This window comes from Thioalkalivibrio sp. ALJ21, assembly GCF_000378605.1.
Classification (GTDB): Bacteria; Pseudomonadota; Gammaproteobacteria; order Ectothiorhodospirales; family Ectothiorhodospiraceae; genus Thioalkalivibrio.
Map to the genome: position 1 here is coordinate 225,819 of NZ_KB905158.1, position 22,924 is coordinate 248,742.

A 22,924-nucleotide genomic window follows, 5' to 3' on the forward strand; every position below is an offset into this window, starting at 1 on the left:
ATGCCTCGATACCGCTCCCTCGATGAGGTGCTTTCAGAGCCCGACGATCAAGGGCTCCTGGACGTCCGGGCGGCAGGCACCCAGCTGTCGCCATCAGACCGGATTCGCGATGCCTTTGAGGCCATCAACGCGTTCGTAGACACGCATGGCAGGGCCCCAACGAACGAAGGCGACCTGAGCGAAAAGACCCTGCATCGACGGCTGCAGCGGATTCGGGCCTCGAAAGGGGCCCATGAGAACCTCCTGAGTCTCGACCGGCATCACCTCTTGGGCAGTGACGGCGGCGAGGGGGCTCCATCCCGAGACGCAGCCTCGCACGCGGAATCCCTCGAATCCGACGTCGAGAACCTTGACGACATCCTGCTGGATGATGACCTCGGCCTCCTGGATCTTGGTGATGAGTCCATCCTCGCTTCGCGCTGCCCGGCAGGGGACCGGCCATCGGGGAATACACCTCCGGACGGCATTGCGCAGCGGCGCCCATGCGAGGAGTTCTGGCGTTTCGAGCCCCTGTTCGAGCGGATGCGGAATCGACTCGAATCCGGCGATGCCGAAAGCCGTCGATTCCAGTACGAAACCAAGATCGACGTGGGCGATTACTTCATCGTATATGGCTTGCTGTGCCTGGTGGACTCGGTGGCGGATCCGCGAATGGAGATCGACCCCGCCAACCCGCGCTTGAGGGTGGTGTTCGACAACGGAACCGAGACCAATCTGTTGAAGTTCTCGCTGGGCAAAGCCCTGTATGCCGACGAGAACGGCCGGCGCATCATCGACCCGGACCTCGAGGCCGACCGCATGGCGGGCGTAAGCCATCACGATCACCGCAGCGGAACGATCTACATCCTTCGATCTCGCAGTCCGCACCCATCCCTGAAAGAACACCGAGACCTCGTGAAGATCGGCTACACGGAAGGGGAGGTCGCGGATCGCATCCGCAACGCCGAGAACGACCCGGCCTTCCTCGAGGGGCCCGTGGAGGTCGTGGAGTCCTTTGCCTGCTACAACCTGGACCCACGGAAGTTCGAAGGCCTGGTGCACGGTTTCCTGGCCGACCGGCGCCTGGATATTCAGCTGAGGAGCAAGAAGGGGCGTGTATTCAGGCCGAGAGAGTGGTTCTCGGTGTCACCGCAGACGGCCGTTCAGGTCGTTGAGGCCATCGTCGACGGGAGCATCACCCGATACCGCCTCGATCCGATCTCCGGACGCTTCCTCGCGCGCGAAAAATAACACCCATCCCGGTCACCCCGGGCAAGACACTACACAACAGCCAACCAACCGAGATCCGACCAACATGAACGCATCCACATCGTCTTTCATTCGCACGATTGCCAAGGTCATTCATGAGTTCCGCAAGCACGACCCTCAGATGCCCATGCAGACCGCGGCGATCTTTCTCGAGGTTGCTGCGCGACCCGGGATCACCATGAAAGATCTCGGGAGTCGGCTCGGCGTCGCCCAATCAACCTGCAGCCGAAACGTCTCCGCCCTCTCGAGAATGAGCCGAAACGACAACCCGGGACTCGATCTCGTAGAGGCCCGAGAGGATCCGTCTGAGCGGCGCAGGAAGCAGGTTTGGCTCACGCCCAAGGGCAAGCTGCTAGCCCTTTCCCTGGAAGATGTCGGTTAGCCGGATCCACGCGCTCCGACACCTTTTCATAAGTGATGGATAAACCACTCGGATCGGGTAAGCTATACATTCGTCTCCTGCCTTTCTTATAGGTCAGGCCGTAATGTGGCTGTCGGGTTTTTGTGCCCGATTCCGAATGAGAACCAACATGAACCAATCGCCATCCCGAATCATCGACAACCTTTTTCGAACGATCGCTGAATTCAGAAAATATGACCCCCAGCTGCCGATTCAGACCGCAGCCGTTTTCCTGACGGTGGCAGCGCGCCCGGGGATTACCATGCTCGACATCGGAAAGAAGCTGAATACCTCCCAGGCCTCCTGCAGCCGCAATGTTTCAGCGCTCTCGAAATGGCGCCGCCAGGGATCCCCCGGGCTGGATGTGGTGGTCGCCAAAGAGGATCCGGCCGAACGCCGGCGGAAACAGGTGTGGCTGACCCCCAAAGGTGAGGACCTGCTCAGGTCTATCCTGGATATCTACTCAGTCGACGATCACCAGCCCCCAATGCGAGAGGGCCCGATCATGGTCCGCGCCAACTCGATTGCTGAGCCTGAGGCCGCGCACTAATCCCTCCGCAGCCTGGCGACTCTGCCATGCGGACCCGAACTCATGAGGACGACAGTAGTGAAAAAATGGATTTTCGGCCTGACCTCAGCGGTCGCGCTCTCTTTCTCCGCGGCCGCATCTGCAGGCCACCCCATCATGGCCGAGTGCACCCTGACGGACCAGAACGGAGTGGTCGACTCCGTCATGTGGAATCTGCCGTCGCGGGACGCGAGCCTGCGCGGGATCCCGCCCAACTTTGTCTCCGTCAGTGAGATCCTTGGCAACAAGACGGGGTGGATCTTGTCCATCGACGATCACGACGAAGGCTACAAGCTCAACGCACTGGTGCCCGATGTGGTCGGCTCGGAGATCCACGAGGTCGAGTACGTCATCATCGTAGGCACGGATAACGACAGGGTGGGCTGGGTCCACTTCCGAGAAGTCGATGGCGATAACCGCGTGTACGCGATCTCCAAATTTCGCCCGGCACGGTGTGACATCATCGAGTAGATCATCTTGATGAGGGGCACCCGGTGAAGCCGTCGACGTCCTACCGAAGACATCGCGAAGCCATACGGATGGTCGTAGAGCAGCACCATGCGAGAAACCCGCGCATTTTCGGCTCTGTTCTTCGCGGCCTAGACGGCGAGGGGAGCGACCTCGACCTCCTTGTAGACGCCACCGATGACACCAGCCTGCTGGATATTGGGTGCATCCAGGCCGAGCTCACGGAGCTTCTTGGCGTTGAAGTGAACGTGGTTACGCCGGCAGCACTGCCGGAACGCTGGAGGCAGGATGTGCTCAGGGAGGCGGTACCAGTTTGAGACTGCTATTCGCTACACCGGCACAGGTGCTGGCTCGGGCTCCCGCATGCCTTGCACTTCTCCCAGGAATCCCCTTCATCCGCGGGACGCACCTTTGGCCTGTGGATGGACTTGATCTTCTCGATGATGGATTTCGCCAGATCGATTGACTCGGCGTCACCATCCATCAGCTTCTTCGCAATGAGGTTGGCCTCGGTCTCGCTGAGCGCCACATACGAAGAAAACTGATCGGACAGCCCCTTCAGGTCGAGCTCGACCTGCTCCTTCTCGTTGCGAGCCCTTGCGAGGTCTTTAGACATCGCCTGCGCACGTCTCGACATCTCCGCCATTTCGGCTGTGAGGCGCTCCCTTTGATCGTTGGCGATATCGAGATCCCGCGTGGCGCGGTTTCGCCCCAGCTGCGCCTCGTCACGTTCTTTTCGGCAACGATCGAAGTCATGCTCGAGCTCGGTAACGCGCTTTTCCAGCTCATAGAGCTTCAGGTATTTCTTCCAGGCCCGCTCGTAATCGTTCCAGGGCTGAGCCTGGCCCTCTACCACATCGACGAAGTGGCGCTGCTCGGGCGTCCGGGGGCTTCTGACCCCATACGTCAGCGCGTGAAAGAAATCGTGATGCTTCCGAACGATCTCCAACTCGAAATCGGTCAGCATCGACTGGGCAACTGACGATATAGCAATCGACTGATGGGGCATTCTCATTCCCTTGAATACCAATGGCCGCAGACGCCTTCTGGCGGCGGCCGCCAGAGTTAGGGCTCGTATCGACTATAGCCCAATTCCTGTGTGGGCTTGCCTACATGGCGACGACATCGCTCCGACCCCATCAAGGGTGCACGCAGGCCTGGCCGCTCTCCTTGATGTCCTGCAGTCGACCCGCCCCAATCCCCCGAACTCGATTCAGATCCGCCACCGATGCCCAGGGGCGCCCACTCTCGATCTCTGCCGCCCGGGCCTCGCCAATATGGGGGAGGGTGGTTAGGTCGGCCACTGATGCCTTGTTGAGATCAACGCAGCGTGCCCCTGCCTGCTCAACCAGCCTGGCCACCACGGGGTTGCGCAACTCGCTTCCTTCGAACAGGACATAGACCGGGGCATGATCCGATACATGGCTTCGGGCCTTCTCATGGTCCCAATAGACCCCCGTGACCTCGCTGAGAATGACCGGGAACTGCAGGATCCCGGCGTCACCAAGGGGTAGGGTGTGGTCCAGCGGCACCCAGATATGGTCGTAGAGGTTCGCGTAACGACGGTCGTGCGTGGAGAGCGTGGTCGCCCCCTCGGTGATCAGCGGCTCGGCAACAGCCCGCATGGCGGACCACCCGTCATGGTGCGGCTGAAGATTGAAGTCCCCAAACAGAATGCGCTCGCGCTCGTACTCCGGCATTACCTGCGCAAGCCAGTCCCAGTAATGCCGCAAGGCCTCAACCTCCGCCACTCGATCCGCAACGCGGTTGCCATAGGTAATGTGGACGTTGGCCGCGAGAAAGTGCTGGCCGGTGCCACGCGAACGGAATACCGCAGAGAACGGCTCCCTGGCGAATCGATCGGAATCATCGATGTAGGTCAACGCACCACCGACGTACTCGGCCGAGTCCTCGCGCCAGATAAAGGCGTACTTCTCGCGATATGTGCTGCGGCCTAGCGCATCGGAGTACAGGACGCCCCATTCGGCGTCGGTCGCCTGCTCCAAGGTATCTCGTAGCCGGTAGATCCCCTCGGCGGTCATCACCTCTTGCACGGCGATGAAGTCGAATTGCGATGCGATCAGCGCGAGGGCGGAGTAGTCTTTCTGGTTGGCCCAGCCAAGATTTTGTATGTTCCAGCTTGCCAGGCGCAGATCCGCCATGGCGATCGATGGCAGCGCCACCAGAACTAAGATCACGACTTGAAAAATTGCGCGCATTCCCTTCACGTTCCCTCCACGGGCTGGAATCCCATTCCCTTCTATGTGGTCCACTATTAGGCCATAAGTGATATACTCCTGTCATAGTATGATAGGGAAGGCGGTGCTGCATGCTCGAGACCAAAGGCGACTGCTGCGAAGCAGCAATCCACTATCTGGATTACCTCATTCACGTTCGCGGATTCGATCGGGGCGACCTGTATGTGGCTCACGGACTCGTCACCGGAACCGGGGGCGAGGTCGCCAATATGCGGTACGGGCACGCCTGGGTCGAGCACGCCAACGGCATCGTATTCGACTTTTCGAACGGCCACTCTTTTGTCGGGCCCAAGGATGCCTATTACCGGGCGGGCCAGATCGATCCGGAAGAAACCATCTTCTACAGCCACCTGGAAGCGCACAATGCGTGTATCGAGCACGGCACTTACGGCCCTTGGGACGACGCGCTCGGCGCGAAATGGATCCCGGAGGAGGTGCAGGACGCGCTCACCGAGCCGGCCATCACCCGCGAGGCGCCTCGACGCCGAGGCATGGCTCTCTAGCGAAGGTGCGACGACACAGATCCGCTGAGCTATCATCCCGGGGAAACGAGACCGCAGGAGACCCCTCAATGCCGAGTCACGCCGTTAACCCCGACTGCCATCAGGCACCGAAGCCATGACCTTGGCTCTTTTCGCTTTCATTGCGCTGGGCGCCGGCGGGGTAATCACCCTAGCGTTGCATCTCGAGCGCCGAGATATCGAGGAGGCCCGCAGACTTCGCCGGACCTCTTCCGGCGGGGCGCCCCAAACCCCCGAGCGCTAACCGTACGGCGTACCTTCGAGGTCTTCCTTGGGGACAGTCTCGCCCCGGTTGTGACGGCGCAATGCGTCTGCGCGATCCCATACCTCCTCCCCCGGATACCGCCGAATCAACGGATCGGGATCAATTCCCTCGATCGCCGCAAGATGCTTGCAAGCCGAGATCCAGGCGCCACGGTCCCCGTAGTCATTGACGGCAAATCGCTTCGTGTAGAGGCGTCCTTTTCGCATTAGGCGGACCGTGTAGAAACGATAGTGGATATCGCGACCCCATGAGCGATCGTTGAAGGTGATGATGATCCCCTCAACAGGCGATAGGCCGTTGCTTTTTCGTTCCCGGCGCTTGCGCTCACGAGCCTCTTGCTGCGCCTCAATCAGTTCGCGATCGTAGGCTTCAGCCGCCTGGCGCGCTTCTTCAATTTCTTCTGGGGTGTCGCGGCCGACCTTCGCCGAAAACGTGCGATGGAATATCTGATTGTCGACGCTTCTGCGCACGACGAACCCATAGTTACCCCAGGGCGACTTCTCGATGGTGTAATCACGCACTTCTGGACCTCTCCAAGACCACGGCTGGCGGTCTACGATCTCGCAAACGCAAACAGAAGCCTGATATCGCGATGGTCGGCAGCGCGCAGGGCATCGACGTACCGTTGCCGTGTTTCGCCAGGGTCAACGAGATTAGCCCGCCCCCAGGTGAACCGGGGGCGCCCCATCGAGACCAGCAACAGGTCGGTCGCCATACGCGCATGTCTGCCGTTTCCATTCGGGAAAGGATGGATCGAAACCAGCCGGTGATGAAACCGCACGGCGACCTCATCCGGATCGTAGGTTCCATGCTCGACCCAGTACCGGCAATCGTCGATCAGCTGGCGAAGCTCGGGTGCGATGCGGTAGGCGTCAATCCCGATATTGCGTTCCGTCTGTCGGAATTTTCCGGCCCAGCGCCAGACCCGGTGAAACATGCGCTTGTGCAAGCCCCTCAGGAACCGCTCATCGAGCACATCGCGCGTGCGCGAAAACGCCCACTCCTCCGCTTCCAGGATGTTGTCTTGTTCCGCCTCGTTCAGCTCCGGACGCAGGGCGATATAGGACGGGATCAGGTCCTGCCGCTCTTCCTCAGTGAGCGGGGTGGAGGCATCGTCCTGGTCCTCCAGGGGATCCTTCATTCATCGTCCTCCCACAGGTCCGAGCCCGCTTTTTCGAGAAGCCTCTTTGTCAGTCGCTTGAGCTGTTCTTCCTCATCGGCCCCGGTCACGCTCTGCGCCTCGAGCGCCATACTATGGCTAGTCGACTGAAGGCGTTTCCTGGCCTCGGCTTTGGCGCGATCTTCCGCAAGCTCCTCGAGGGGTTTGCGAGGGACGAGCGTGTAGACCAGGCGGCAATCGAGCGCCTGCGCTGCTCGCTCCAGGCTGTCCAGAGTGATCGCTTTTTTCGCTTCCGCTTTCTCGATCGCGACCACTCGCGGCTGACTGACGCCGAGCCGCGCGGCAAGCTGGGCGGTGGTCATGCCAAGCGCTTCCCGGATGGCCTTGATCCAGCCGCGGGGAGGCGTCTGAGCTTGAGCATTCCCCAGCGCACCTAGCCGTTGGTCGAGTTTACGTCGGGCAGTCGCCCGGTCTTCAGCACGCATGACAATAATCTTTGCGTTATCGTTCGGAGAACAAATAATAGCATAAAGATTATCAGCGCATCGTCAGATAATAGCGTTTACATTATTATCGATAGCGCGATTCAGCGTGCGCTGACCTACAATCTGGATCCCGATCGGCGCCTCAGCGTCGACGCCCAAGATCCTCCGCGACAAACCTTTGCGCCTCGTCCATCCACTCCTGCATCAGCTGCGGATTCTCGTGCGCGCGCTCACAGCGACCAACCTGGCGGCCTCGGTACATCGCCTTCAGGGCGGTCAACTGGTAACCCGATACACCCTGAATATCCGTCTCCCAGGCCTGCATTGCCGCCATGTAGAGGAGATGGTTCTCGGGCACCCCAAGATCCAGAGACCGGAGCAGTTCTTCTCGGGTTTGCGCTTCCGGCACCCGATTCAAACGATCCTCGATCGCGATTTCCGATACCCAGCGGATCTTGGAGCACAGCGGTTGCGAGGGCTCCATCGGCACCGCCGTCGATGCAAAGCCCCCCATCACTACGATGGCGAGTACGCCCATCCACCAACTACGACGGGTTCGTTTTCTCATCGATTTCCCCAATACAGACGCCTTGTTGATCACAGCCGCGGGCGGCGTTTCGTGGCCGGCCGGGTGGGGGCCTGGTCCGCGAGCGCCTCGCCCTTGAGGATTTGCTGGCGTACGCCGTGAACCAGGTCACCGGGATCAGCTCGGTCAGCCAAGTGCTGCAGACGTTCCGCTAACGGCACCGAGGGAGGGTCCCGAAGACGATCGACCCTCCAGCCCTGAGCGCCATCATCTCGAGCAACCCGCTCACGAGTGGGCCGATTTGGATAGACGATGTCGACAGGGTGATTGTCATAGGGGATCGCCCCGCACAGCTCGTCCACCAGGTCGGCCACCTGAAAAACCGACCCGACCCCCTGCGATGCCAGGCGCTCCTGCACGGGGTACCTGGCAGCCCCCAGGCGTCGTTTCTGAGAAAAGTGACCATACCCCCTCATCGCGATCTGGACGCCTCGCCCAGGCCGCCATCGATAGGACTCGACTCCGTACACATGAAAGCAGGGTGGGGTGCCGCACTCTCCCGTTGGTTGCGCATACCCCGAAACGATGTCGAAATCGATGAGGCGAGACGCGACAAGAAAAGGGGACACGACCGACTCAAGATTCGAGATAGCCGCTGATGGCGATCGAGGCTGAATCGCCATCAAAGCTTCGGATCGCTCCACGGAGCAGGATCCACTCAGGACCTCCTTGGCTTCCGGGCTGCCCGCCTGCACCAGGCTCTTCAGAAGCGACTCATCCTCAGCTCTAAAGAACGCGGCCGTGAAATTTTTGTGTGCCAACCGACACCCCCGTTGATCGATCCTGGCTTTCCTCCGCCGCCCCCGGCGCTCTACATCCGAAGCCGTGGCCTTGGAGAGGACGAGGGGCCCGGCAACGCGCTTGAGACGGACTCGGACGCCGCCTGATGATTCTTCCTGATGCGCTCTTCCAGTATGTGGGCCTGAAGAACCTTGTGAGCCGGGGACCCATCGATGCCGGCGCCCAGGCTGATCGTTGTGTTGACATTACGCGGTTTGGGCTCGGCGGACTCCATGATCTCAATGCGCGCCGTCATCGGCATCTCGGCCGCTCCCCCGGGATGCTTCAGCGCGATGGCGCGAGCGGCGCGCTTGCCCGCCTGGTCGACTACATCCTGCTCCGAGGAAGCGAGAAGGCCCCCGATATCATCAACCTCCGGGAAAAGCCGCTGGGCCAGCGACTCCACGTATTGGCTGCCGAAAGAGCACCCAGCCGCGCCCTCAATAATGCGGTCACAGTCATTTTTCGAGGGATCGCTCGGGATTGTGACCAGGAAGAAATCCGCTGCCTCTTCCCCGCGGCCCAGGATCGACACTTCCCACTGATCATCATCCGTTACGATTTCGAATGGCGGATAAGGCTCCCCCGATCTCCAGACGCCCCCAGCCTCGAGCGTCCTCTCTACGAACTGCTTAAGGGTGGCCAGAGGCCCTGAGCCGCCGGCGCCCGCGAAACTCACTTGGACGCCCTGTGTTTCTTTGATCTCGAGATCCGGATCGTTTTCGCTCCAGTATCCGGCAGCGCGTAACCCGATCGAGTCGCCCTCTTCATGCCCGGAAGGTGGAAGGAAGGAAAACGTGAACTCACCCCGAGCGCCTTGATTGTCTTCCCAGCCGCTCCCCAGGATGTGTCTAACCCCATCATCCGCCATGTCCGTGACCAAATTGAAGGCCTCAGGCGCCAGCTTGATTCGGTTCTTCGCCTCCCCGCCCAAGACTGCATAGACATCGCTTACGCTTCCATCGTCACCACCCCCGTAGAACGCGGCCACAAAGGACGCGTCTCCGCGCGCAAACCGCGCCAGAAATTCGCTCTCGGAAAGCTCCTGTCGGCCTGGTGTCATGAGTTTGATTCCCCTTGGGTGCCTCGCGATAAAACTGGAACAGTATCACATAAGAAAAGGCCCCAGGTGGGGCCTCTCTCACTGCCAGCGGTCTTCGCGGTCCGGAACCATCCTCGATAGGTACGCATTCTGGTCCGCCAGGATCCGGCGATTCGCCAGGATTAGCGCCTCGGCCGTGTTCGGCGCAAAGGGGAGAGCGATCAGCTTGAGCCCGGCCTGCTCTGGCGTGCGCCCACCCTTGAGATCGGAGTTGCACCGGATGCAAGCGGTGGCCACGTTCGTCCAGGTATCGGGGCCACCTTGGCATCGAGGAACGATGTGGTCGCGTGTGAGTCGGCTCTCGCTATATCGGGATCCACAGTAGAGGCAGGTGTGCCGGTCCCGCGCAAAGAGCAACCGGTTCGAAAGGGGTGGAACCTTCCCACTCGGATCGCGATGCATGTCCCGGGTTGCGATAACCGGGTCGATCACCAAACGCGACCGCTCGCCGTTGCGAACACCACCCAGGACCGTGACATTCGACTCCCCTGTGCTCCAGAGCACGCGATCGGTGCAAATTAGCTCCGCAGCTCTTTGCCACGAAATCCACGCAATCGGCAGGCCCGCAGAATCCACGCGCAGGATGGGCGGGTGAGCAGGGGGTGTCATGTCACGCTCCTTTAGGTCATGTTCTCTTCTTGGGCTGAGGGGGCATCACGATCCCCAAACAAAAACGCACCCGGATCACCCGCCACGCGCGAAATGGCTGGCCGATGCCCGGGCACACGGACTTGGATCCACAGAATGCTGTTGGCGGAGAATCAGGGATTCGAACCCTGGAGACGGGGGTACCGTCTACTCCCTTAGCAGGGGAGCGCCTTCGACCACTCGGCCAATTCTCCTTGAGCTGGCGGAGAGAGAGGGATTCGAACCCTCGAAGCAGGTTTGCTGCTTACACGCTTTCCAGGCGTGCGCCTTCGACCACTCGGCCACCTCTCCGGGTTGAAACGATGAAATAGGGGGATGACGACGCCAGCCTTTCCGCTTTTGGTTATCGGTTCAGGCGTCAGCCCATTCGGACTGAACTCGGTTGGCCCTGGCTCGGAGCTCGGTCGTTACCCCGGGCCCCAAAACCACTCGCTCCTGACCCCTGGACAGGGTGGGAGTTGGCAATCGACTCACCTATTGGCGTGAGCCGACCCGACGCCTGGGTTCCCCCGGCGCCAGACTGTGCCCAGCGTTCGATCTGGACGGGATTTTCACCGAGAGGCCAGCACCATAGGCTGTTGACTCGGCTACTGAACACCGCCATCCGGAATGAGCCCGATGAGCCGGGCATCCCATTCCGCATGGCGGGGCATCGAAAATGGTGCGCAGGGCGGGACTCGAACCCGCACAGCCTCGCGGCCACTAGCCCCTCAAGCTAGCGTGTCTACCAATTCCACCACCTGCGCGCATACATCATCGACGACCCGAATAGGTCGCCCGTTTGCTGCTCTCACCCTGATCGCCGCGAGAAGCGGCACTTTTTTCTCGCCGGGCCCGCTCCAAGAGCGCCCTCCGGCACCATGACGAAATCGTAACCCCGGCGATCTCGGCCGCCTGCCGGACTTCTTCGTTCTCGTAAGGCTGGAGACTGATCGAAAGCTTCTTCCTCATGGCGTTGCCCCCTGCGTTTCGTTGCCGCTATGAAATTGGCGGAAGTGGAGGGATTCGAACCCCCGGGCGAGATTCCCGCCTCCGGTTTTCAAGACCGGCGCCTTTGACCGCTCAGCCACACTTCCAGATTTCGTGCACCCCCGCTTTCGCCAGGGTCGCTCATTGGCGGAGAGAGAGGGATTCGAACCCCCGGGCGGGCTTCCCCGCCTCCTGTTTTCGAAACAGGCGCCTTCGACCGCTCGACCATCTCTCCTGCATCGTGGTGGCCCCAGAGGGACTCGAACCCTCACACCCATGGGGTAGCGAGTTTTGAGCTCGCCGCGTCTACCGATTCCGCCACAAGGCCTTGTTGATTCCGCTATTGATTCTGTGCCTCGTGGCGCTCCCGGCACTCGACGCACTGCCCCCACCCCCGGTCCGCACGCACTTTCGGCAGCGTATTGCCGCATTCCGCGCAAGAGGGCTTCCCGTCGATGTAGACCGGGGCAGGGTAGTCCGAGACGCGCTGGCGGATCTGCCGCGCACGCATCTCTTCGTCATACTCCATTTGTTCTGCCGTTTGATCGCAGGGGTCTGGCACCTGTTGATCCTCGCTGTGTCTGGGGCCGGTAATGCTCACCCGGTGCCGCTAAATGATGGTGCGAACGGAGAGACTCGAACTCTCATGGGTTTTACCCCACTGGGACCTAAACCCAGCGCGTCTACCAGTTCCGCCACGTTCGCTTTCTTATAAAATGAACAAACTATTTCTCGTAATCAGCTGATAATGCACGATTATGGTGGGCCCACCAGGGCTCGAACCTGGGACCAACGAATTATGAGTTCGCTGCTCTAACCAACTGAGCTATAGGCCCGGACTGGTCGACCGCGGCGCGCGGTGCGCAGCCTTCGGTTTTGTTTGGCGTCCCCGAGAGGAATTGAACCTCCAACCTGCGGCTTAGGAGGCCGCTGCTCTATCCGGTTGAGCTACGGAGACAGTTGCATGGCACCCCGGGAGGGACTCGAACCCCCAACTTGCGGTTTTGGAGACCGCTGCTCTACCAATTGAACTACCGAGGCGTGGAATTCTGGTGGGGCCTCGGGGGCTCGAACCCCGGGCCACGCGGTTAAAAGCCGCATGCTCTACCAACTGAGCTAAGGCCCCGAATATGGTGTCCCTACGGGGACTTGAACCCCGGTTTCCGCCGTGAGAGGGCGGCGTCCTAGACCACTAGACGATAGGGACTGAATGGTGGCGCGCATAGGAGGACTCGAACCTCCAGCCTGCAGCTTAGAAGGTCGCTGCTCTATCCGGTTGAGCTACATGCGCAGGAACCTTTGGCCATCGGAGCCGTTTTCGATCCGGCCGCATGACTGCAGCGCGATGGAAAACGACTCCGGGCTCTTCCTCAGTTGCGCTTTCACTCGATTCCGGGCGCAGCGTGTCTTGGCTTGATGGGCATGCGATTTCGCCAGGATCGGCGATCGCGCCACAGGATTTCGCCGTTTGTTCGGCTTCATGCTGACCTCCAGGGGAATGGGGCGCCTAATGCACCCGATCTCGGATTAATGGCTGGGCCGGCAGGATTCGAACCTGCGCATGCCGGGATCAAAACCCGGTGCCTTACCGCTTGGCTACGGCCCAATTTGGTGCCTGCGGGAGGACTCGAACCCCCAGCCGTCGGATTACAAATCCGCTGCTCTACCATTTCGAGCTACGCAGGCTCGCTTCAACCCTCAAGCCCGTCCGGAGCCGAATCGCTTTCGGGACCGAACGGAAGCCTGCGGCCTGTTGCTGAATTTGGTCGGGGAGGAGGGATTCGAACCCCCGACATCCTGCTCCCAAAGCAGGCGCGCTACCAGACTGCGCTACACCCCGAAACGCCGTCCTAATATGCGGGCCCCGGCGCGGACCCTAAAGTGGTCGGGATAGCTGGATTCGAACCAGCGGCCCCGCGCCCCCCAGGCGCGTGCTCTACCAAGCTGAGCTATACCCCGAAACGTGCAAATCATCTCCCATGCCGGCCCCGGTCACCCGCAGGCGCGACGCTTCAAAACCATCATGACCAACCGAACGCTCCTCAGCGATGCGGTCGACGTACCCACAGAGATACTCGTCGTGATCCTCGACACCCGCCGGGACGGTGACGATGAGGGTTCGAGGCATTGGCTGCCCAAAGGCGTCTTCATCGACATCCCAGAAGATCGGTTGGATACAGTATTTGCGCTCTTCACTCACCCCTGAGCCCTCCCTGGTGGCGGTTGATGGTTGCCCGGGCTGGATTTGAACCAGCGACCCCGCCCTTATCAGGGGCGTGCTCTGACCAACTGAGCTACCGGGCATGAAATCACGATCTGAACCGACCATCCTGAAGGGTGCGCCCTAGAGCAAAGAGCGACCGTTCCTGGGAGAAGGGGCCAGTGATGTGTTAAGGCGCACCCTTCAGGATGTCGAGTCGTTTCGCGGTTGAAATTGGTGGAGCCAGTCGGGATCGAACCGACGACCCCCTGCTTGCAAAGCAGGCGCTCTCCCAGCTGAGCTATGGCCCCGAATCTGCAGAACCACCCAGGAGTACGCTTTAGCGTGGCGCGAGCCGTGCCCCCGGGATCCGTAATCCCGGTACTGAGCACCTGCCCCCACAGGTTCGCTCAGCCCCCTGTACACGGCCGCCTGTGCCGACAGCCAAAGCGCACTCCTGGATGGACCTGCAACTGCTTGGTTGGCTGGCGTGGTAGGGATCGAACCTACGACCATCCGGTTAACAGCCGGACGCTCTGCCGCTGAGCTACACGCCATCCATTTCGATGCCTTCGGCGCGGTTCTGGCTTAGACGACCATCCGAGCGACGAAGGCGGATAAGGTGGAGGGTTCAGGATTTGAACCTAGGCTGGCAAGACAATCACCGGTTTGCGCACGCCAGCCGACGAACCAACACGCCATCCCCTCCAGAGCGACCGCATTCGTTATGCAGTCACATGGAATTTGGAGCGGGTGATGGGAATCGAACCCACACCATCAGCTTGGAAGGCTGAGGTTCTACCGTTGAACTACACCCGCAAACTTGGCCCCCTCCTGCGAGGGACGGCGCGGCACCACCCGCGCCGGAGTCCGGGGCGCCAATCACCATTCAGAGAATGGTCGGGGCACCCGCGTTCTCGGCCTGGTGAAGCCGATAAGACCTCACCTTTCTGCGAATCCAAGTTGTTAAAGAGCAGGCAACCAAAAAACCCCGGCGCCTCTCGGGCTCTCCGGGGTCTCTGTTTATTCAGAGTTCCTGGAGGCCCGCGGACCCCCAGCGAAGGAGGGTCTTAGTGCACTGAAATCCCAGCCTGTGATGGCTTTCTTGGATTCCTGGTTTCGGGTGACGGGTGACTCAACAGAGGCGCGCGCTGACCCAGGAGCCCTGTGGGCTCGAGAGCTGTTATCGCGCTACCTGCTTGTTGGGCCATTCCTGACTCCCGCGTATTCGATATAACTTACGATACCGACACGAAGATCAAATGTAAATACTGTTCCGAAAAAAAATGGGACTTATACCTTTTCGGTTACGAGACCCTAACGGTCGTCGTCATCCGCCCAGAGGGCGCTGGCTTCTTCGAGGCGATCACGAACCCATCCACCGCCACCCAAATACTTCAGGATTTCGCGCTGGCGCTCGGTCATCCGGATCGAGACCGTGACCATCGGCCCTTCGTCATATCGCGGCTTGCGACCTTGCCCGCGCCCTGGACCTCCTCGACCCTTGAGTGCAGCATCCCCCAGGGGATCGGATCCGCTTTTCCAGCGCTTCGCGTACTCGCCCCCGGTGCCCAGGTTTTCCGCGTCACCCGAGCCCGCTCGCCGCACCACGGTGCCTCCGGCAATCAACACACGGGCGCCGTCGTCTATAGCATCAACGTCGAACGAAGGGGCGGCTGGATCGACTTTGTGGTTATCAACAGAGAGTGACACCCCCACAAAAGCGACCCGCGGGGCGCCACTGCGCGCGTGGGGCCAGAACTTGCGGTCCTTCATGAAGGCCTTGAACTCGGATCCAGTCATCGTTGCGGTCATTGCATTTCCCTGTTGTGCAGTACGTGGTCGACTCGCCGTGGCTTAGGCGGCCAATACCGGCGCAACATCCTGCGCGCCGGCCTCGTTCGAAAAGAGCTCGGGGTTAAACCAGGTTCCACCCCGAGAGAAGCGGGCGCCTCCGGCAGCCTGCAGGTATTCACGCGTCAGATCCGTCGCGACCCATCGCCGCCCGAGGCGCTCGGCAACATTTGGCACCGTTCCTCCACCCGCGAACGGGTCTACCACCAAGTCGCCCACTCGGCTCAGGTACTGAATGAAGAAATCCACCAGCCTCTCCGGAAACATGGCCCCGTGGCGCGGCAGTCCGTGGCGGTCGCAATATCGGTGCACCGATCGCGTACCAGCACATGCATGCCCCGCCTCGATTACGTTCTTGGGGATGCTGCCCTCCGTCTCCCGGCCAAAATTGCCAGGACGGAGCCGATAAGCCCCATCTCCGTAGTCTGCAGTACGCTGCTCCCCGCCCACCGCAATCAGATCAGACTGCCGGCGGGTGTGGGGCTGCAGCACACGACGGTTGTCGGCATCACACTGAGCCGGATCATTCGTGAGCCAGTACACGGGCTCCCACGCCACGGCGAGCTGCTGGCGATTCTTGCAGGCCCAGTGCGTCGGCCCCGGGGGTTTCGAGCGATTCACCCAGGGAATCTCGTCCATTTTCCACAGACCCAGGCGTTCATTCAGCGCCAACACCATTCGCTCCCGGTAGAGAGAGCGCGCAGGCGAGCCGGCTTCGAAAATGTCATTGGAGACATTGAGCACAATCGACCCCCCGGGCTTCAGCGAACCAACGATAGGCTCCAGGGCCTCGCAAATGAAATCGATATAGCGCTCACCCCTCTCGTTGCCATAGGCCCGAGAATTCCTGAGGGGGTAGGGCGGTGACGTTACGCACAGGGTAACCGGCGCGTCTAGATCCGAGAATACACTTCGGCAGTCCCCCAAGATCGCAACACCGAGCGAGGTCGAAAACGCGACCAGTGACGCTGACTGATCCGCCCACTGTGTGAGCTGACGGCGCCCCTTTCCCGTGAGCCGCCAAACACCGCGGCGCCCCTCCGTGCGCTCCAGCATGCGCCCATCCTTGAGCGTCTGCTGCACCCACCGGATTCGACGGTGGAGTAGGTTGCGTTTCACCCCCTTTTTTCCAACCGGCCCCATGTGCTGGAGAGGGTCCTCACCCAGAGCGCGGGCCACATCGGCATAAACGGCAGCGTTCTCGGCCTCTCCGCGACGCATGTAAGCAGACACCGTCGCCTGGAACAGGTCGAGCTGACTCACGATGCATCCCCGTTCTCGCGCTTAGCGACGGGCGCCAGGAGATCGGTCCCGGCAACTGTGCCGGGCGCCAGGCCGATTTGCGCGCCCACAGCTCGCATATAGCCATCTACCTCGGTTTTGGCCTCATTCACCACCGTCTCCATGTAGGTGGCGAACTGCTTGTGCGAGAACTCCATGTTCCGGGGCGCATTGTCCAAACACGAGCGCATCCGATTGACGGCATCGCGGAGCCCTGTCTTGGGCACGGCGCGCCCTGCGCTCATCATGGATTCGATCTCGTCCAGCGCTTCAAGCGCCTCTTTGTACGAGGACTCCATGCTCTCCCGGGCTTCCCGGGTGTGGATCTCTCGAGCACGCTCCAGTCGCTCGATTCCAGGAACAAGGTGGCTATCCTTGTGTGAGTTCGGCGCTCGCGTCAGCGTCACAGGCGTCCCGCTCCCAAGACCCGAGCTCGACACGAGAGCTGCCCACTGAGACTCGGACATCTCGATTTCCACCAGAGGGGATCCCACGGTGTGCACCCAGTCCCGGTGAAGCTCACGATCCAGGGCGGCACGGCCAATCGACAGCCGAACAGTGTGCTGATGGTCGATTTCGGACTTGAAAAGGGGGCCGGATCCGCTCGTTCGCGTCACGGAGGCGACGCCGTATGCCGGGTGCGTGTGGCGGGTTCGCTCACGACTGGATCCGCCATCCACGCACTCAATCTTGGGTGGCTGTGAGTTAGCTGCCATTGCTTCCATCCTCTCGTATTCTCGATATTAAATATCGTAATACAGAAACAATGGGTGCTGCAACCTTTACTTTTCTCTCACCCTACAATCGATACCGCCTTCGTTCTGCCAGCCGCCGAGAAGACCCCGGGTGGCGCCCTGGGGGGCATTTGGATCTACAGCCGCGGCCGTGACCGCACCTGGTTTGTCTGCGCTGGGACCTGAACGTTCATCAGGCGCCTGGCCCAGTCCTGCTTGAAGTGCGCGATGAACGGGTGCTCACCCCCATCGAGGGTGGAGCGTTCGGTGAAAATGGATTCCACTCGATTGATGTCGAGTTTGCTCGGCGGCTCATCAGGGTCGGATTCGGAGACCAAGGGCCCGGGATCACGCACCGAATAGTCCACCGAAACCAGAACGTGCCCGGCGCGCAAAGTATCGCCACCGATTTGGATCTTTTCGTATGAATAGCACCCCTCGGGCGTTTGGCAGCCACCCTCTGGGCTTTCGACACGCTGGCGCCCCTTCACGTCGTCCGCGATCTTGTAGCCGGCGGACAGGCGCTCAGGGATGACGGTTGCCACGCGATCCCGGATCTCTGGGGTGAAGGAGTCCATCGTATAAATATCGACCGGCTCGCTATAGGTATATGCGCGCTCTCCCGGGGATAGAATCTGGACGGTATTGCCTTGAGATGGGTTTCCCGGGAAAAGACGGACACGGAACTGTTCGCCCGCGGCCGCCTCCGGGAGCCGCATTTCAGCGCGCACCAAAGACACCAGCTCTCGAGCGATGGCGCCCACTTCTGGATCCTGCTCAACCCAGCCGCTCGATTCGCGCCTCGGTTCGGGATTGGCCTGATGCGAAAACGCGACCTCAAATCGAGGTGGCGATTCAGCGTCCTCTCTGACGCTCTCCGGGTCGAGCCTCAGGGTTACTTCGAGCTGCTCTCGGCTCGCATCAATCCCGTTCAGATCCAAGTCTGACTGACTCAGCACGATGGCGCTCAACAGATCCGCCATTAACCCCTCGTCATCAGGCTTCGACCAGGGCTCATCGGGACCGGATTCGAAGTGCATCATCGACGAATATTCCGAGATGATGGCCCGGACGGTGCCGCCCGCAGCCAGATGCTGAATTGATTGACGTACGAGATCCATTTTCTGTCCTGTAGCCGCGGCCGCTTCTCTCGAGCAGCCCTGGTTTCTTGTTCAGCCGCGCTGCAGCGACCTGGCCTGACAGATCATCCGCCACTGGCCTCGAATGCGGATTCGACGCCTTCTCGTCGCGCGATAAGACGCCGGCGCTCCCGCCTTAGACGATTATTCTCGTCTTGCAGCTCGGCCGCTTTCTGGGTGATCCGCTGAATCTCCCGGTAGCGCCGATTGATCGATTCCGGATCTTCCAGGCGCGCCAGCAAATGGGCCATCAGCTCCTTCTCGAGCCTATCGTTGACCGGGTGCGCCCATTCCTCGTGCGTGGCCAGGTAGCGGTGATCGAGGGTGTGGCCCTGAAGCACTTTCAGGTGGCCGCGGGCATTGGCATGAATGAGCCCCCACCGGGGCGGGAGGTCATCGCGCCCGATGACACCTTCCGGGCACAGGTAGTAGCGATACCGCCCCATCCCGGATGCGCCACCATTGCGATGCTGCTTCTTCTGGTCCGCGAAAAAGTCGGCGCGCGATGTCTTGACCTCAACCAGTGTGGACCCCGGCCCGCCGGATCCGGGGTTGTAACGGTAACCCCAGGCATCCGCGCGCTCACCGGAAAAGACGCCGCCAACCTCCGAAAGAGCGATCGCACATCCAGGCCCCTTGCGACTGGCCGGCCGGCGTAGCCACTGGAGCGCCAGCTGGACCAAATCACCGTGGTTCATCGGCGCCCCGAGATTGCGCGCTGCACAGGCCTGTAACTGCGCCGATGTTCGGGGCACGGGCCGATGGCGCCCAATGCCTCCATGTGGTCTTTCGTGGGATACCCGGCATGGCAATCAAATCCGTAATCCGGATACTGCTCGTGCAGCTCGCTCATCCACCGGTCGCGAGCGACCTTTGCGATGACCGATGCGGCACTGATCGCCAGAACGGAGCCGTCACCCTTGATGATCGCTTCGGCTGTCCAGGGCCCGTTGGGGGTGTGAGTGCCATCGACCAGAAGGTGATCAGGCGCACGATCGAGACCCTCGGCGGCGCGCGCCATCGCCAGCAGCGTCGCCCGATGGATGTTGAGCTCATCGATCTCCGCGGCCTCCACCCGAGCAATCGACCATACGACACCGGGATGCGAACGGATCCGGTCTGCCTCCGACTCCCGACGCTTGGCAGAGAGCTTTTTCGAGTCCGTCAGGCGGCCCGCCTCAAAATCGTCGGGCAGGATCACGGCGGCGGCCATCACCGGCCCCGCGAGCGGACCTCGGCCGACCTCATCGACCCCCGCCACCACCCGCGCCGGAGACGCACTCACGACCGGGCCCGCATCGCCGTTCTTTCTTGGAGATCCCGCGGCTCCAGCACCTTGCGAATGAGGGCGTTGGTTTCGGGCGCGCGGGCATCCGGCCCCTGCATTTCCGTTTCGAGCACCGCGCTGATCTCTTCCCAGTTTTCGTCCAGCCGGCCCCAGTGCTCACTGCGCGGCGCCAGCACATCGGTAATCGCTTGTCGGGCCTCCGGCAGGAGGGTCAGCAGCTTCGAGCAGCGCAAAAAATCACCTGCATCGTAAGGGTGGTTGAGGCTTGGACCCTCCTTTCGGGCGCCGGTACTGAAGTCCAACGCCTCGGCAACAGCCCGTGAAGATGCGCCCACGTCACCATGGCGGAACCAGAACCCCAGGCGCTCGTGGATGTCGGCACTTTTCTCCGGGCGGTCCGCCTGCGCCTGGCGATGCATGTGCGCCTGGCGGATCGAGATCGTGTTCGGGTCCCCAATTACGGCAAACATACCCATCTTGTGCGCCAACCCCGGGTCCATGACCCAGTCATCTTCACCATGGTGCAAAAGGACCTCCGAGAACACATGGGCCGGTACCGATTCCGCCTGAATCGCCATCAGGCCATCTTCCGCGCGCAGGATTTCATAGCCATCGCCACGCTCAACGGTCTCCATGCGCTCTCTCTCACTGCTCGCCATAGGTCGCTTCCCTCTTCGTGTGTTCGTGCGCCTGCTGCGGCACCAGCTCGTCCCAGCGTGCCGCCAGCAGATCAAAATAGCGCTCGCGCTCCATGCCGCCGTAAAAACCGAGGGCCCAGGCGTCGTTGCACTCAATCAATGCGGTTTCACCATCCGCGGTTCGCGCCCAGTCCATGGCGTAGGCCCGCGGCAACCCGGGCCCTAGTCGCGCCAGCGCATCCCGGACCTGGCGCATATCAATGGCCGGCTCACTGCGATCTTCCAGATCGTCCGGCCCTGCATACGGCGCGACGCCCTCGATCTTTCCGCCCAGGACGTACACCCGGTATTCCGCTTGGAGCGGCGTAGCCAGCATTCCGGCAACCCAAACGGGCTGACCCGGATCCAGACCCTCGAGGTCACCAGGGGAGGCGACCACCCGGGCCTCGAAGGACTTGGTTTGCAACGGCTTCACGAACACGGTCCCGGTCTTCGAGGTCTCCTGTGCCTCTGCCAGCGTTTGGATCATCAGACGCCGGCGACAGTACGGCTGCAAACCCAGCGGGTAGTCGAGCGGCTCGGGCTCCATCACGCCGTTCGTCCGAAAGACCGCACGCAGCACCTCAACACTCCCCACGACCATCTCGCCAGACGGAATGACCAGGTGGCCCTCGAGCACATCCTGACCCGAAAAGGCGCGGGTCTCGACGTCTCGTTTTCCCGTGATGCCAACCAGGTGGATGGCCGCGCTTTCAGCGGGCATGGGTCCGCCTTCATCGCTCTTCTGGATCCAGACCGTTCTCGAGGGCTTCATGGTGTCGATCTCGCGCTATCCGTGTCCGGTAGCGGGTTCCTGTTTTCTGCACTATCGATGTGATCGCGCCACATCGCGCGCAGATTGGCGGCCGACATCAAGCCTTCATTGATCATTGCCACGATGCTTCCGACCAGGAGGGCGTTGGCGAAAAAGAGTCCGTGCCCCACCAGAAACAGCGCACGAACATGCAGGGTGTTGTGAAGGAGGCCGCCCACCACGAAGACGATGGATCCCGCACCAACGACCCAGCCGGCCACGGACATCGACAGAGCACTCACGGCAAGGTAAATGCTGATCGCGATGCCGGCCCACATCCAAGACGGCTTCGAGGCCACCAGCAGCATGTACGCCGAGGCCACCACCAGCAGCACACTGACCTCCGGGGTGCCGAGCAGATAGAAGTGCAAGCTCCAGAGCGCCATCGCGCCGGACAGCCCGCGGAACAGGGTGGGGCGCCAACGGGCCCCAAAGAGAAACCCGAACTGGGTGGCGCTGGCGGCAATGCCGGACAGCACCACCAAGAGCATTGTCAGGTCCATATCGAGCCTACAGCTTCATCCGTTCCGGCCCTGCCTCAGACACATCCGCTGGCGGGAACCCCGGGACCGGTTCAAACCCGTAGCTCGCCACGACATGGGCCTTGCGGTCCTCATCGACCAGAATGTGTCCAACCGAGATCGACATCATCCGATCCAGCCGCTCGATGGATTCATTCGGGCCTGTGTTGCCTACCCAAAACGCACTCACAAGGCCTGTGGCATGCACGTTCGCCACATGGCGATACAGGCCCATCTCCACCGCCTCCTGGACATCGGCGTTCAGCATGGCCTTGGTAACGGCGTCAATGTGGGCTTTCGGCATTCCCTGGTCGAGAATCTCCGGCTGGTAGAGTTCGTACTTCATGCTCGCTCACTGAATATTAAGGGTCACTTTCGACAACGAGATTACCCCACCCCTACGTCTTCGTACAGAGGCGGGGCAGGGCCTTACTGCGCGCGCCAAGTGCCATCTGACTGGCGGCAGGCGCGGCCAGTGATCGCTTCCGCTTCCCCGCCCACCTGGCCGTAGACTCGGTACGTCCGACAGGGCTTGCCACCCGAGGACTGGTAGGTTCGAGTCGGTTGGGCACGAAACTCGCCGCCAGTGTTCGGGTTGCGCCACGCGACAGGACGGTTGTCCGGCTGCGTTTCCAGTGCACGCTGGACGTTGGCCTGGTCATTCTGGTCCATGCTCCGGCCCACCGAGCCCCCCACCGACGCACCCAGGAGGGTTCCCGCGATGGTTGCCGCGGTGTTCCCGCGGCCGTTTCCGACCTGACTCCCGATGGCGCCGCCGGCGAACCCACCGAGGATCTGGCCGATCATCTCGTTGTTCGCGCTGGCAGGCTGGGCGCCTACAGCGAAGAAAACTACCCCGGCGATGACGATATGAATAGCACGCATGAATGACTCCTTTTGGGTCTGTTCTGATCTCAATTCGATCTGTATCAATCGTAATACGATTTCTTTGATCCGTCAACTCAGACGTCAACCTTATCGGAGTAATACGAATTCAT

General features: G+C 61.2%; 28 protein-coding genes and 21 tRNA genes. 6 read left to right on the top strand and 43 right to left on the bottom strand.

Annotation, left to right across the window (positions count from 1 at the left end; all coding sequences use genetic code 11):
- The 5 genes from F579_RS0114000 (at position 1) to F579_RS0114025 (ending at position 3,001) form a co-directional block, all read left to right on the top strand.
- Complete coding sequence (locus tag F579_RS0114000) at positions 1-1,230, top strand: GIY-YIG nuclease family protein (RefSeq protein WP_019025375.1); 1,230 nt, start codon at positions 1-3, stop codon at positions 1,228-1,230.
- Positions 1,231-1,294: 64 nt separating this feature from the next.
- On the top strand, positions 1,295-1,630 hold the full coding sequence (locus F579_RS0114005) for a MarR family winged helix-turn-helix transcriptional regulator (protein ID WP_019025376.1): 336 nt from the start codon (positions 1,295-1,297) through the stop codon (positions 1,628-1,630).
- A gap of 148 nt (positions 1,631-1,778) precedes the next feature.
- On the top strand, positions 1,779-2,198 hold the full coding sequence (locus tag F579_RS0114010; RefSeq protein ID WP_019025377.1) for a MarR family winged helix-turn-helix transcriptional regulator: 420 nt from the start codon (positions 1,779-1,781) through the stop codon (positions 2,196-2,198).
- 135 nt (positions 2,199-2,333) lie between these two features.
- Entirely contained in the window at positions 2,334-2,687 is a 354-nt protein-coding gene (locus F579_RS0114020) for a hypothetical protein (protein ID WP_231365811.1), read from the top strand.
- Positions 2,688-2,710: 23 nt separating this feature from the next.
- Entirely contained in the window at positions 2,711-3,001 is a 291-nt protein-coding gene (locus F579_RS0114025) for a nucleotidyltransferase family protein (protein WP_026301134.1), read from the top strand.
- Positions 3,002-3,006: 5 nt separating this feature from the next.
- Here the strand turns inward: F579_RS0114025 and maoP are convergent, their stop codons facing one another.
- A complete protein-coding gene (gene maoP, locus F579_RS0114030) occupies positions 3,007-3,693 on the bottom strand; it encodes a DUF413 domain-containing protein (RefSeq protein WP_019025381.1) in 687 nt (228 codons plus the stop codon).
- A 130-nt stretch (positions 3,694-3,823) separates the two neighbouring features.
- Positions 3,824-4,903 carry a helix-hairpin-helix domain-containing protein gene (locus tag F579_RS0114035; RefSeq protein ID WP_019025382.1) on the bottom strand — a complete coding sequence of 360 codons (1,080 nt, stop codon included), beginning with the start codon at positions 4,901-4,903 and terminating at the stop codon, positions 3,824-3,826.
- Between the two features lie 110 nt (positions 4,904-5,013).
- Between F579_RS0114035 and F579_RS0114040 the strand changes: the two genes are divergently transcribed.
- Positions 5,014-5,445, top strand: coding sequence for a hypothetical protein (locus tag F579_RS0114040; RefSeq protein ID WP_019025383.1), 432 nt, complete (start codon positions 5,014-5,016; stop codon positions 5,443-5,445).
- A gap of 258 nt (positions 5,446-5,703) precedes the next feature.
- On the opposite strand, the gene F579_RS14715 is transcribed toward F579_RS0114040, so the two are convergent.
- The 41 genes from F579_RS14715 to F579_RS0114250 all read right to left on the bottom strand — a co-directional run bounded on the left by F579_RS14715 (position 5,704) and on the right by F579_RS0114250 (position 22,811).
- Positions 5,704-6,249 (bottom strand): hypothetical protein, encoded by a 546-nt coding sequence (locus F579_RS14715; protein ID WP_019025385.1) that lies wholly within the window; start codon positions 6,247-6,249, stop codon positions 5,704-5,706.
- Between the two features lie 32 nt (positions 6,250-6,281).
- Positions 6,282-6,869, bottom strand: a complete 588-nt coding sequence (locus F579_RS0114055; protein ID WP_019025386.1) for a mobile mystery protein B — start codon at positions 6,867-6,869, stop codon at positions 6,282-6,284.
- Positions 6,866-7,333, bottom strand: a complete 468-nt coding sequence (locus tag F579_RS0114060) for a mobile mystery protein A (protein ID WP_026301135.1) — start codon at positions 7,331-7,333, stop codon at positions 6,866-6,868. The genes F579_RS0114055 and F579_RS0114060 overlap by 4 nt, the downstream gene beginning before the upstream one ends.
- 142 nt (positions 7,334-7,475) lie before the next feature.
- Positions 7,476-7,901 carry a hypothetical protein gene (locus F579_RS0114065; protein WP_231365813.1) on the bottom strand — a complete coding sequence of 142 codons (426 nt, stop codon included), beginning with the start codon at positions 7,899-7,901 and terminating at the stop codon, positions 7,476-7,478.
- Positions 7,902-7,930: 29 nt separating this feature from the next.
- The gene (locus F579_RS15480; RefSeq protein WP_255349425.1) at positions 7,931-8,053 is read right to left on the bottom strand and encodes a hypothetical protein; all 123 of its coding nucleotides are present in this window, start codon (positions 8,051-8,053) and stop codon (positions 7,931-7,933) included.
- A gap of 677 nt (positions 8,054-8,730) precedes the next feature.
- Positions 8,731-9,762, bottom strand: a complete 1,032-nt coding sequence (locus tag F579_RS0114075) for a hypothetical protein (protein WP_019025390.1) — start codon at positions 9,760-9,762, stop codon at positions 8,731-8,733.
- Positions 9,763-9,840: 78 nt separating this feature from the next.
- Positions 9,841-10,410, bottom strand: a complete 570-nt coding sequence (locus F579_RS0114080) for an HNH endonuclease (protein WP_019025391.1) — start codon at positions 10,408-10,410, stop codon at positions 9,841-9,843.
- A gap of 142 nt (positions 10,411-10,552) precedes the next feature.
- A tRNA-Ser gene (locus F579_RS0114085) sits at positions 10,553-10,643 on the bottom strand.
- A gap of 6 nt (positions 10,644-10,649) precedes the next feature.
- Positions 10,650-10,740, bottom strand: a tRNA-Ser gene (locus F579_RS0114090).
- A gap of 368 nt (positions 10,741-11,108) precedes the next feature.
- Positions 11,109-11,195 (bottom strand) — tRNA-Leu (locus F579_RS0114095).
- 241 nt (positions 11,196-11,436) lie between these two features.
- Positions 11,437-11,525 (bottom strand) — tRNA-Ser (locus tag F579_RS0114100).
- A 38-nt stretch (positions 11,526-11,563) separates the two neighbouring features.
- Positions 11,564-11,653, bottom strand: a tRNA-Ser gene (locus F579_RS0114105).
- A 7-nt stretch (positions 11,654-11,660) separates the two neighbouring features.
- Positions 11,661-11,746, bottom strand: a tRNA-Leu gene (locus F579_RS0114110).
- A gap of 290 nt (positions 11,747-12,036) precedes the next feature.
- Positions 12,037-12,123, bottom strand: a tRNA-Leu gene (locus tag F579_RS0114120).
- Between the two features lie 54 nt (positions 12,124-12,177).
- Positions 12,178-12,254: transfer RNA gene (locus F579_RS0114125), tRNA-Ile, on the bottom strand.
- Positions 12,255-12,299: 45 nt separating this feature from the next.
- A tRNA-Arg gene (locus F579_RS0114130) sits at positions 12,300-12,376 on the bottom strand.
- A 7-nt stretch (positions 12,377-12,383) separates the two neighbouring features.
- Positions 12,384-12,459, bottom strand: a tRNA-Trp gene (locus tag F579_RS0114135).
- Positions 12,460-12,468: 9 nt separating this feature from the next.
- A tRNA-Lys gene (locus tag F579_RS0114140) sits at positions 12,469-12,544 on the bottom strand.
- 5 nt (positions 12,545-12,549) lie between these two features.
- A tRNA-Glu gene (locus F579_RS0114145) sits at positions 12,550-12,625 on the bottom strand.
- A gap of 7 nt (positions 12,626-12,632) precedes the next feature.
- A tRNA-Arg gene (locus F579_RS0114150) sits at positions 12,633-12,709 on the bottom strand.
- On the bottom strand, positions 12,700-12,900 hold the full coding sequence (locus tag F579_RS15300; protein WP_155984988.1) for a hypothetical protein: 201 nt from the start codon (positions 12,898-12,900) through the stop codon (positions 12,700-12,702). Before F579_RS15300 ends, F579_RS0114150 begins: the two co-directional genes overlap by 10 nt.
- A gap of 49 nt (positions 12,901-12,949) precedes the next feature.
- Positions 12,950-13,024: transfer RNA gene (locus tag F579_RS0114155), tRNA-Gln, on the bottom strand.
- Positions 13,025-13,027: 3 nt separating this feature from the next.
- A tRNA-Thr gene (locus F579_RS0114160) sits at positions 13,028-13,104 on the bottom strand.
- Positions 13,105-13,181: 77 nt separating this feature from the next.
- Positions 13,182-13,258: transfer RNA gene (locus tag F579_RS0114165), tRNA-Pro, on the bottom strand.
- 42 nt (positions 13,259-13,300) lie between these two features.
- Positions 13,301-13,377, bottom strand: a tRNA-Pro gene (locus tag F579_RS0114170).
- Positions 13,355-13,618, bottom strand: coding sequence for a hypothetical protein (locus tag F579_RS15305; RefSeq protein ID WP_026301136.1), 264 nt, complete (start codon positions 13,616-13,618; stop codon positions 13,355-13,357). The genes F579_RS0114170 and F579_RS15305 overlap by 23 nt, the downstream gene beginning before the upstream one ends.
- A gap of 27 nt (positions 13,619-13,645) precedes the next feature.
- Positions 13,646-13,722, bottom strand: a tRNA-Ile gene (locus F579_RS0114180).
- A 131-nt stretch (positions 13,723-13,853) separates the two neighbouring features.
- Positions 13,854-13,929 (bottom strand) — tRNA-Ala (locus tag F579_RS0114185).
- Between the two features lie 171 nt (positions 13,930-14,100).
- Positions 14,101-14,175, bottom strand: a tRNA-Asn gene (locus tag F579_RS0114190).
- Between the two features lie 188 nt (positions 14,176-14,363).
- Positions 14,364-14,437 (bottom strand) — tRNA-Gly (locus F579_RS0114195).
- A gap of 498 nt (positions 14,438-14,935) precedes the next feature.
- Positions 14,936-15,433 carry a hypothetical protein gene (locus tag F579_RS0114200; protein WP_019025394.1) on the bottom strand — a complete coding sequence of 166 codons (498 nt, stop codon included), beginning with the start codon at positions 15,431-15,433 and terminating at the stop codon, positions 14,936-14,938.
- 42 nt (positions 15,434-15,475) lie between these two features.
- Complete coding sequence (locus F579_RS0114205; RefSeq protein WP_019025395.1) at positions 15,476-16,735, bottom strand: site-specific DNA-methyltransferase; 1,260 nt, start codon at positions 16,733-16,735, stop codon at positions 15,476-15,478.
- A complete protein-coding gene (locus tag F579_RS15445; protein WP_231369428.1) occupies positions 16,732-17,052 on the bottom strand; it encodes a hypothetical protein in 321 nt (106 codons plus the stop codon). Before F579_RS15445 ends, F579_RS0114205 begins: the two co-directional genes overlap by 4 nt.
- Positions 17,053-17,624: 572 nt before the next feature.
- Positions 17,625-18,608 carry a hypothetical protein gene (locus tag F579_RS0114215; RefSeq protein ID WP_019025397.1) on the bottom strand — a complete coding sequence of 328 codons (984 nt, stop codon included), beginning with the start codon at positions 18,606-18,608 and terminating at the stop codon, positions 17,625-17,627.
- Between the two features lie 83 nt (positions 18,609-18,691).
- Entirely contained in the window at positions 18,692-19,324 is a 633-nt protein-coding gene (locus tag F579_RS0114220; protein ID WP_019025398.1) for a hypothetical protein, read from the bottom strand.
- On the bottom strand, positions 19,321-19,887 hold the full coding sequence (locus F579_RS0114225; RefSeq protein ID WP_019025399.1) for a ribonuclease HII: 567 nt from the start codon (positions 19,885-19,887) through the stop codon (positions 19,321-19,323). The genes F579_RS0114220 and F579_RS0114225 overlap by 4 nt, the downstream gene beginning before the upstream one ends.
- A gap of 20 nt (positions 19,888-19,907) precedes the next feature.
- Positions 19,908-20,573 (bottom strand): hypothetical protein, encoded by a 666-nt coding sequence (locus F579_RS0114230; protein WP_231365815.1) that lies wholly within the window; start codon positions 20,571-20,573, stop codon positions 19,908-19,910.
- Positions 20,560-21,315 carry an ATP-grasp domain-containing protein gene (locus tag F579_RS0114235; protein ID WP_019025401.1) on the bottom strand — a complete coding sequence of 252 codons (756 nt, stop codon included), beginning with the start codon at positions 21,313-21,315 and terminating at the stop codon, positions 20,560-20,562. The genes F579_RS0114230 and F579_RS0114235 overlap by 14 nt, the downstream gene beginning before the upstream one ends.
- Positions 21,316-21,362: 47 nt before the next feature.
- Positions 21,363-21,908, bottom strand: coding sequence for a YgjV family protein (locus F579_RS0114240; RefSeq protein WP_019025402.1), 546 nt, complete (start codon positions 21,906-21,908; stop codon positions 21,363-21,365).
- A 7-nt stretch (positions 21,909-21,915) separates the two neighbouring features.
- Positions 21,916-22,272: a hypothetical protein gene (locus F579_RS0114245; RefSeq protein ID WP_019025403.1), complete on the bottom strand. Its 357-nt coding sequence runs from the start codon at positions 22,270-22,272 to the stop codon at positions 21,916-21,918.
- An 83-nt stretch (positions 22,273-22,355) separates the two neighbouring features.
- A complete protein-coding gene (locus F579_RS0114250) occupies positions 22,356-22,811 on the bottom strand; it encodes an RT0821/Lpp0805 family surface protein (RefSeq protein WP_019025404.1) in 456 nt (151 codons plus the stop codon).
- Positions 22,812-22,924 lie beyond the last annotated feature (113 nt).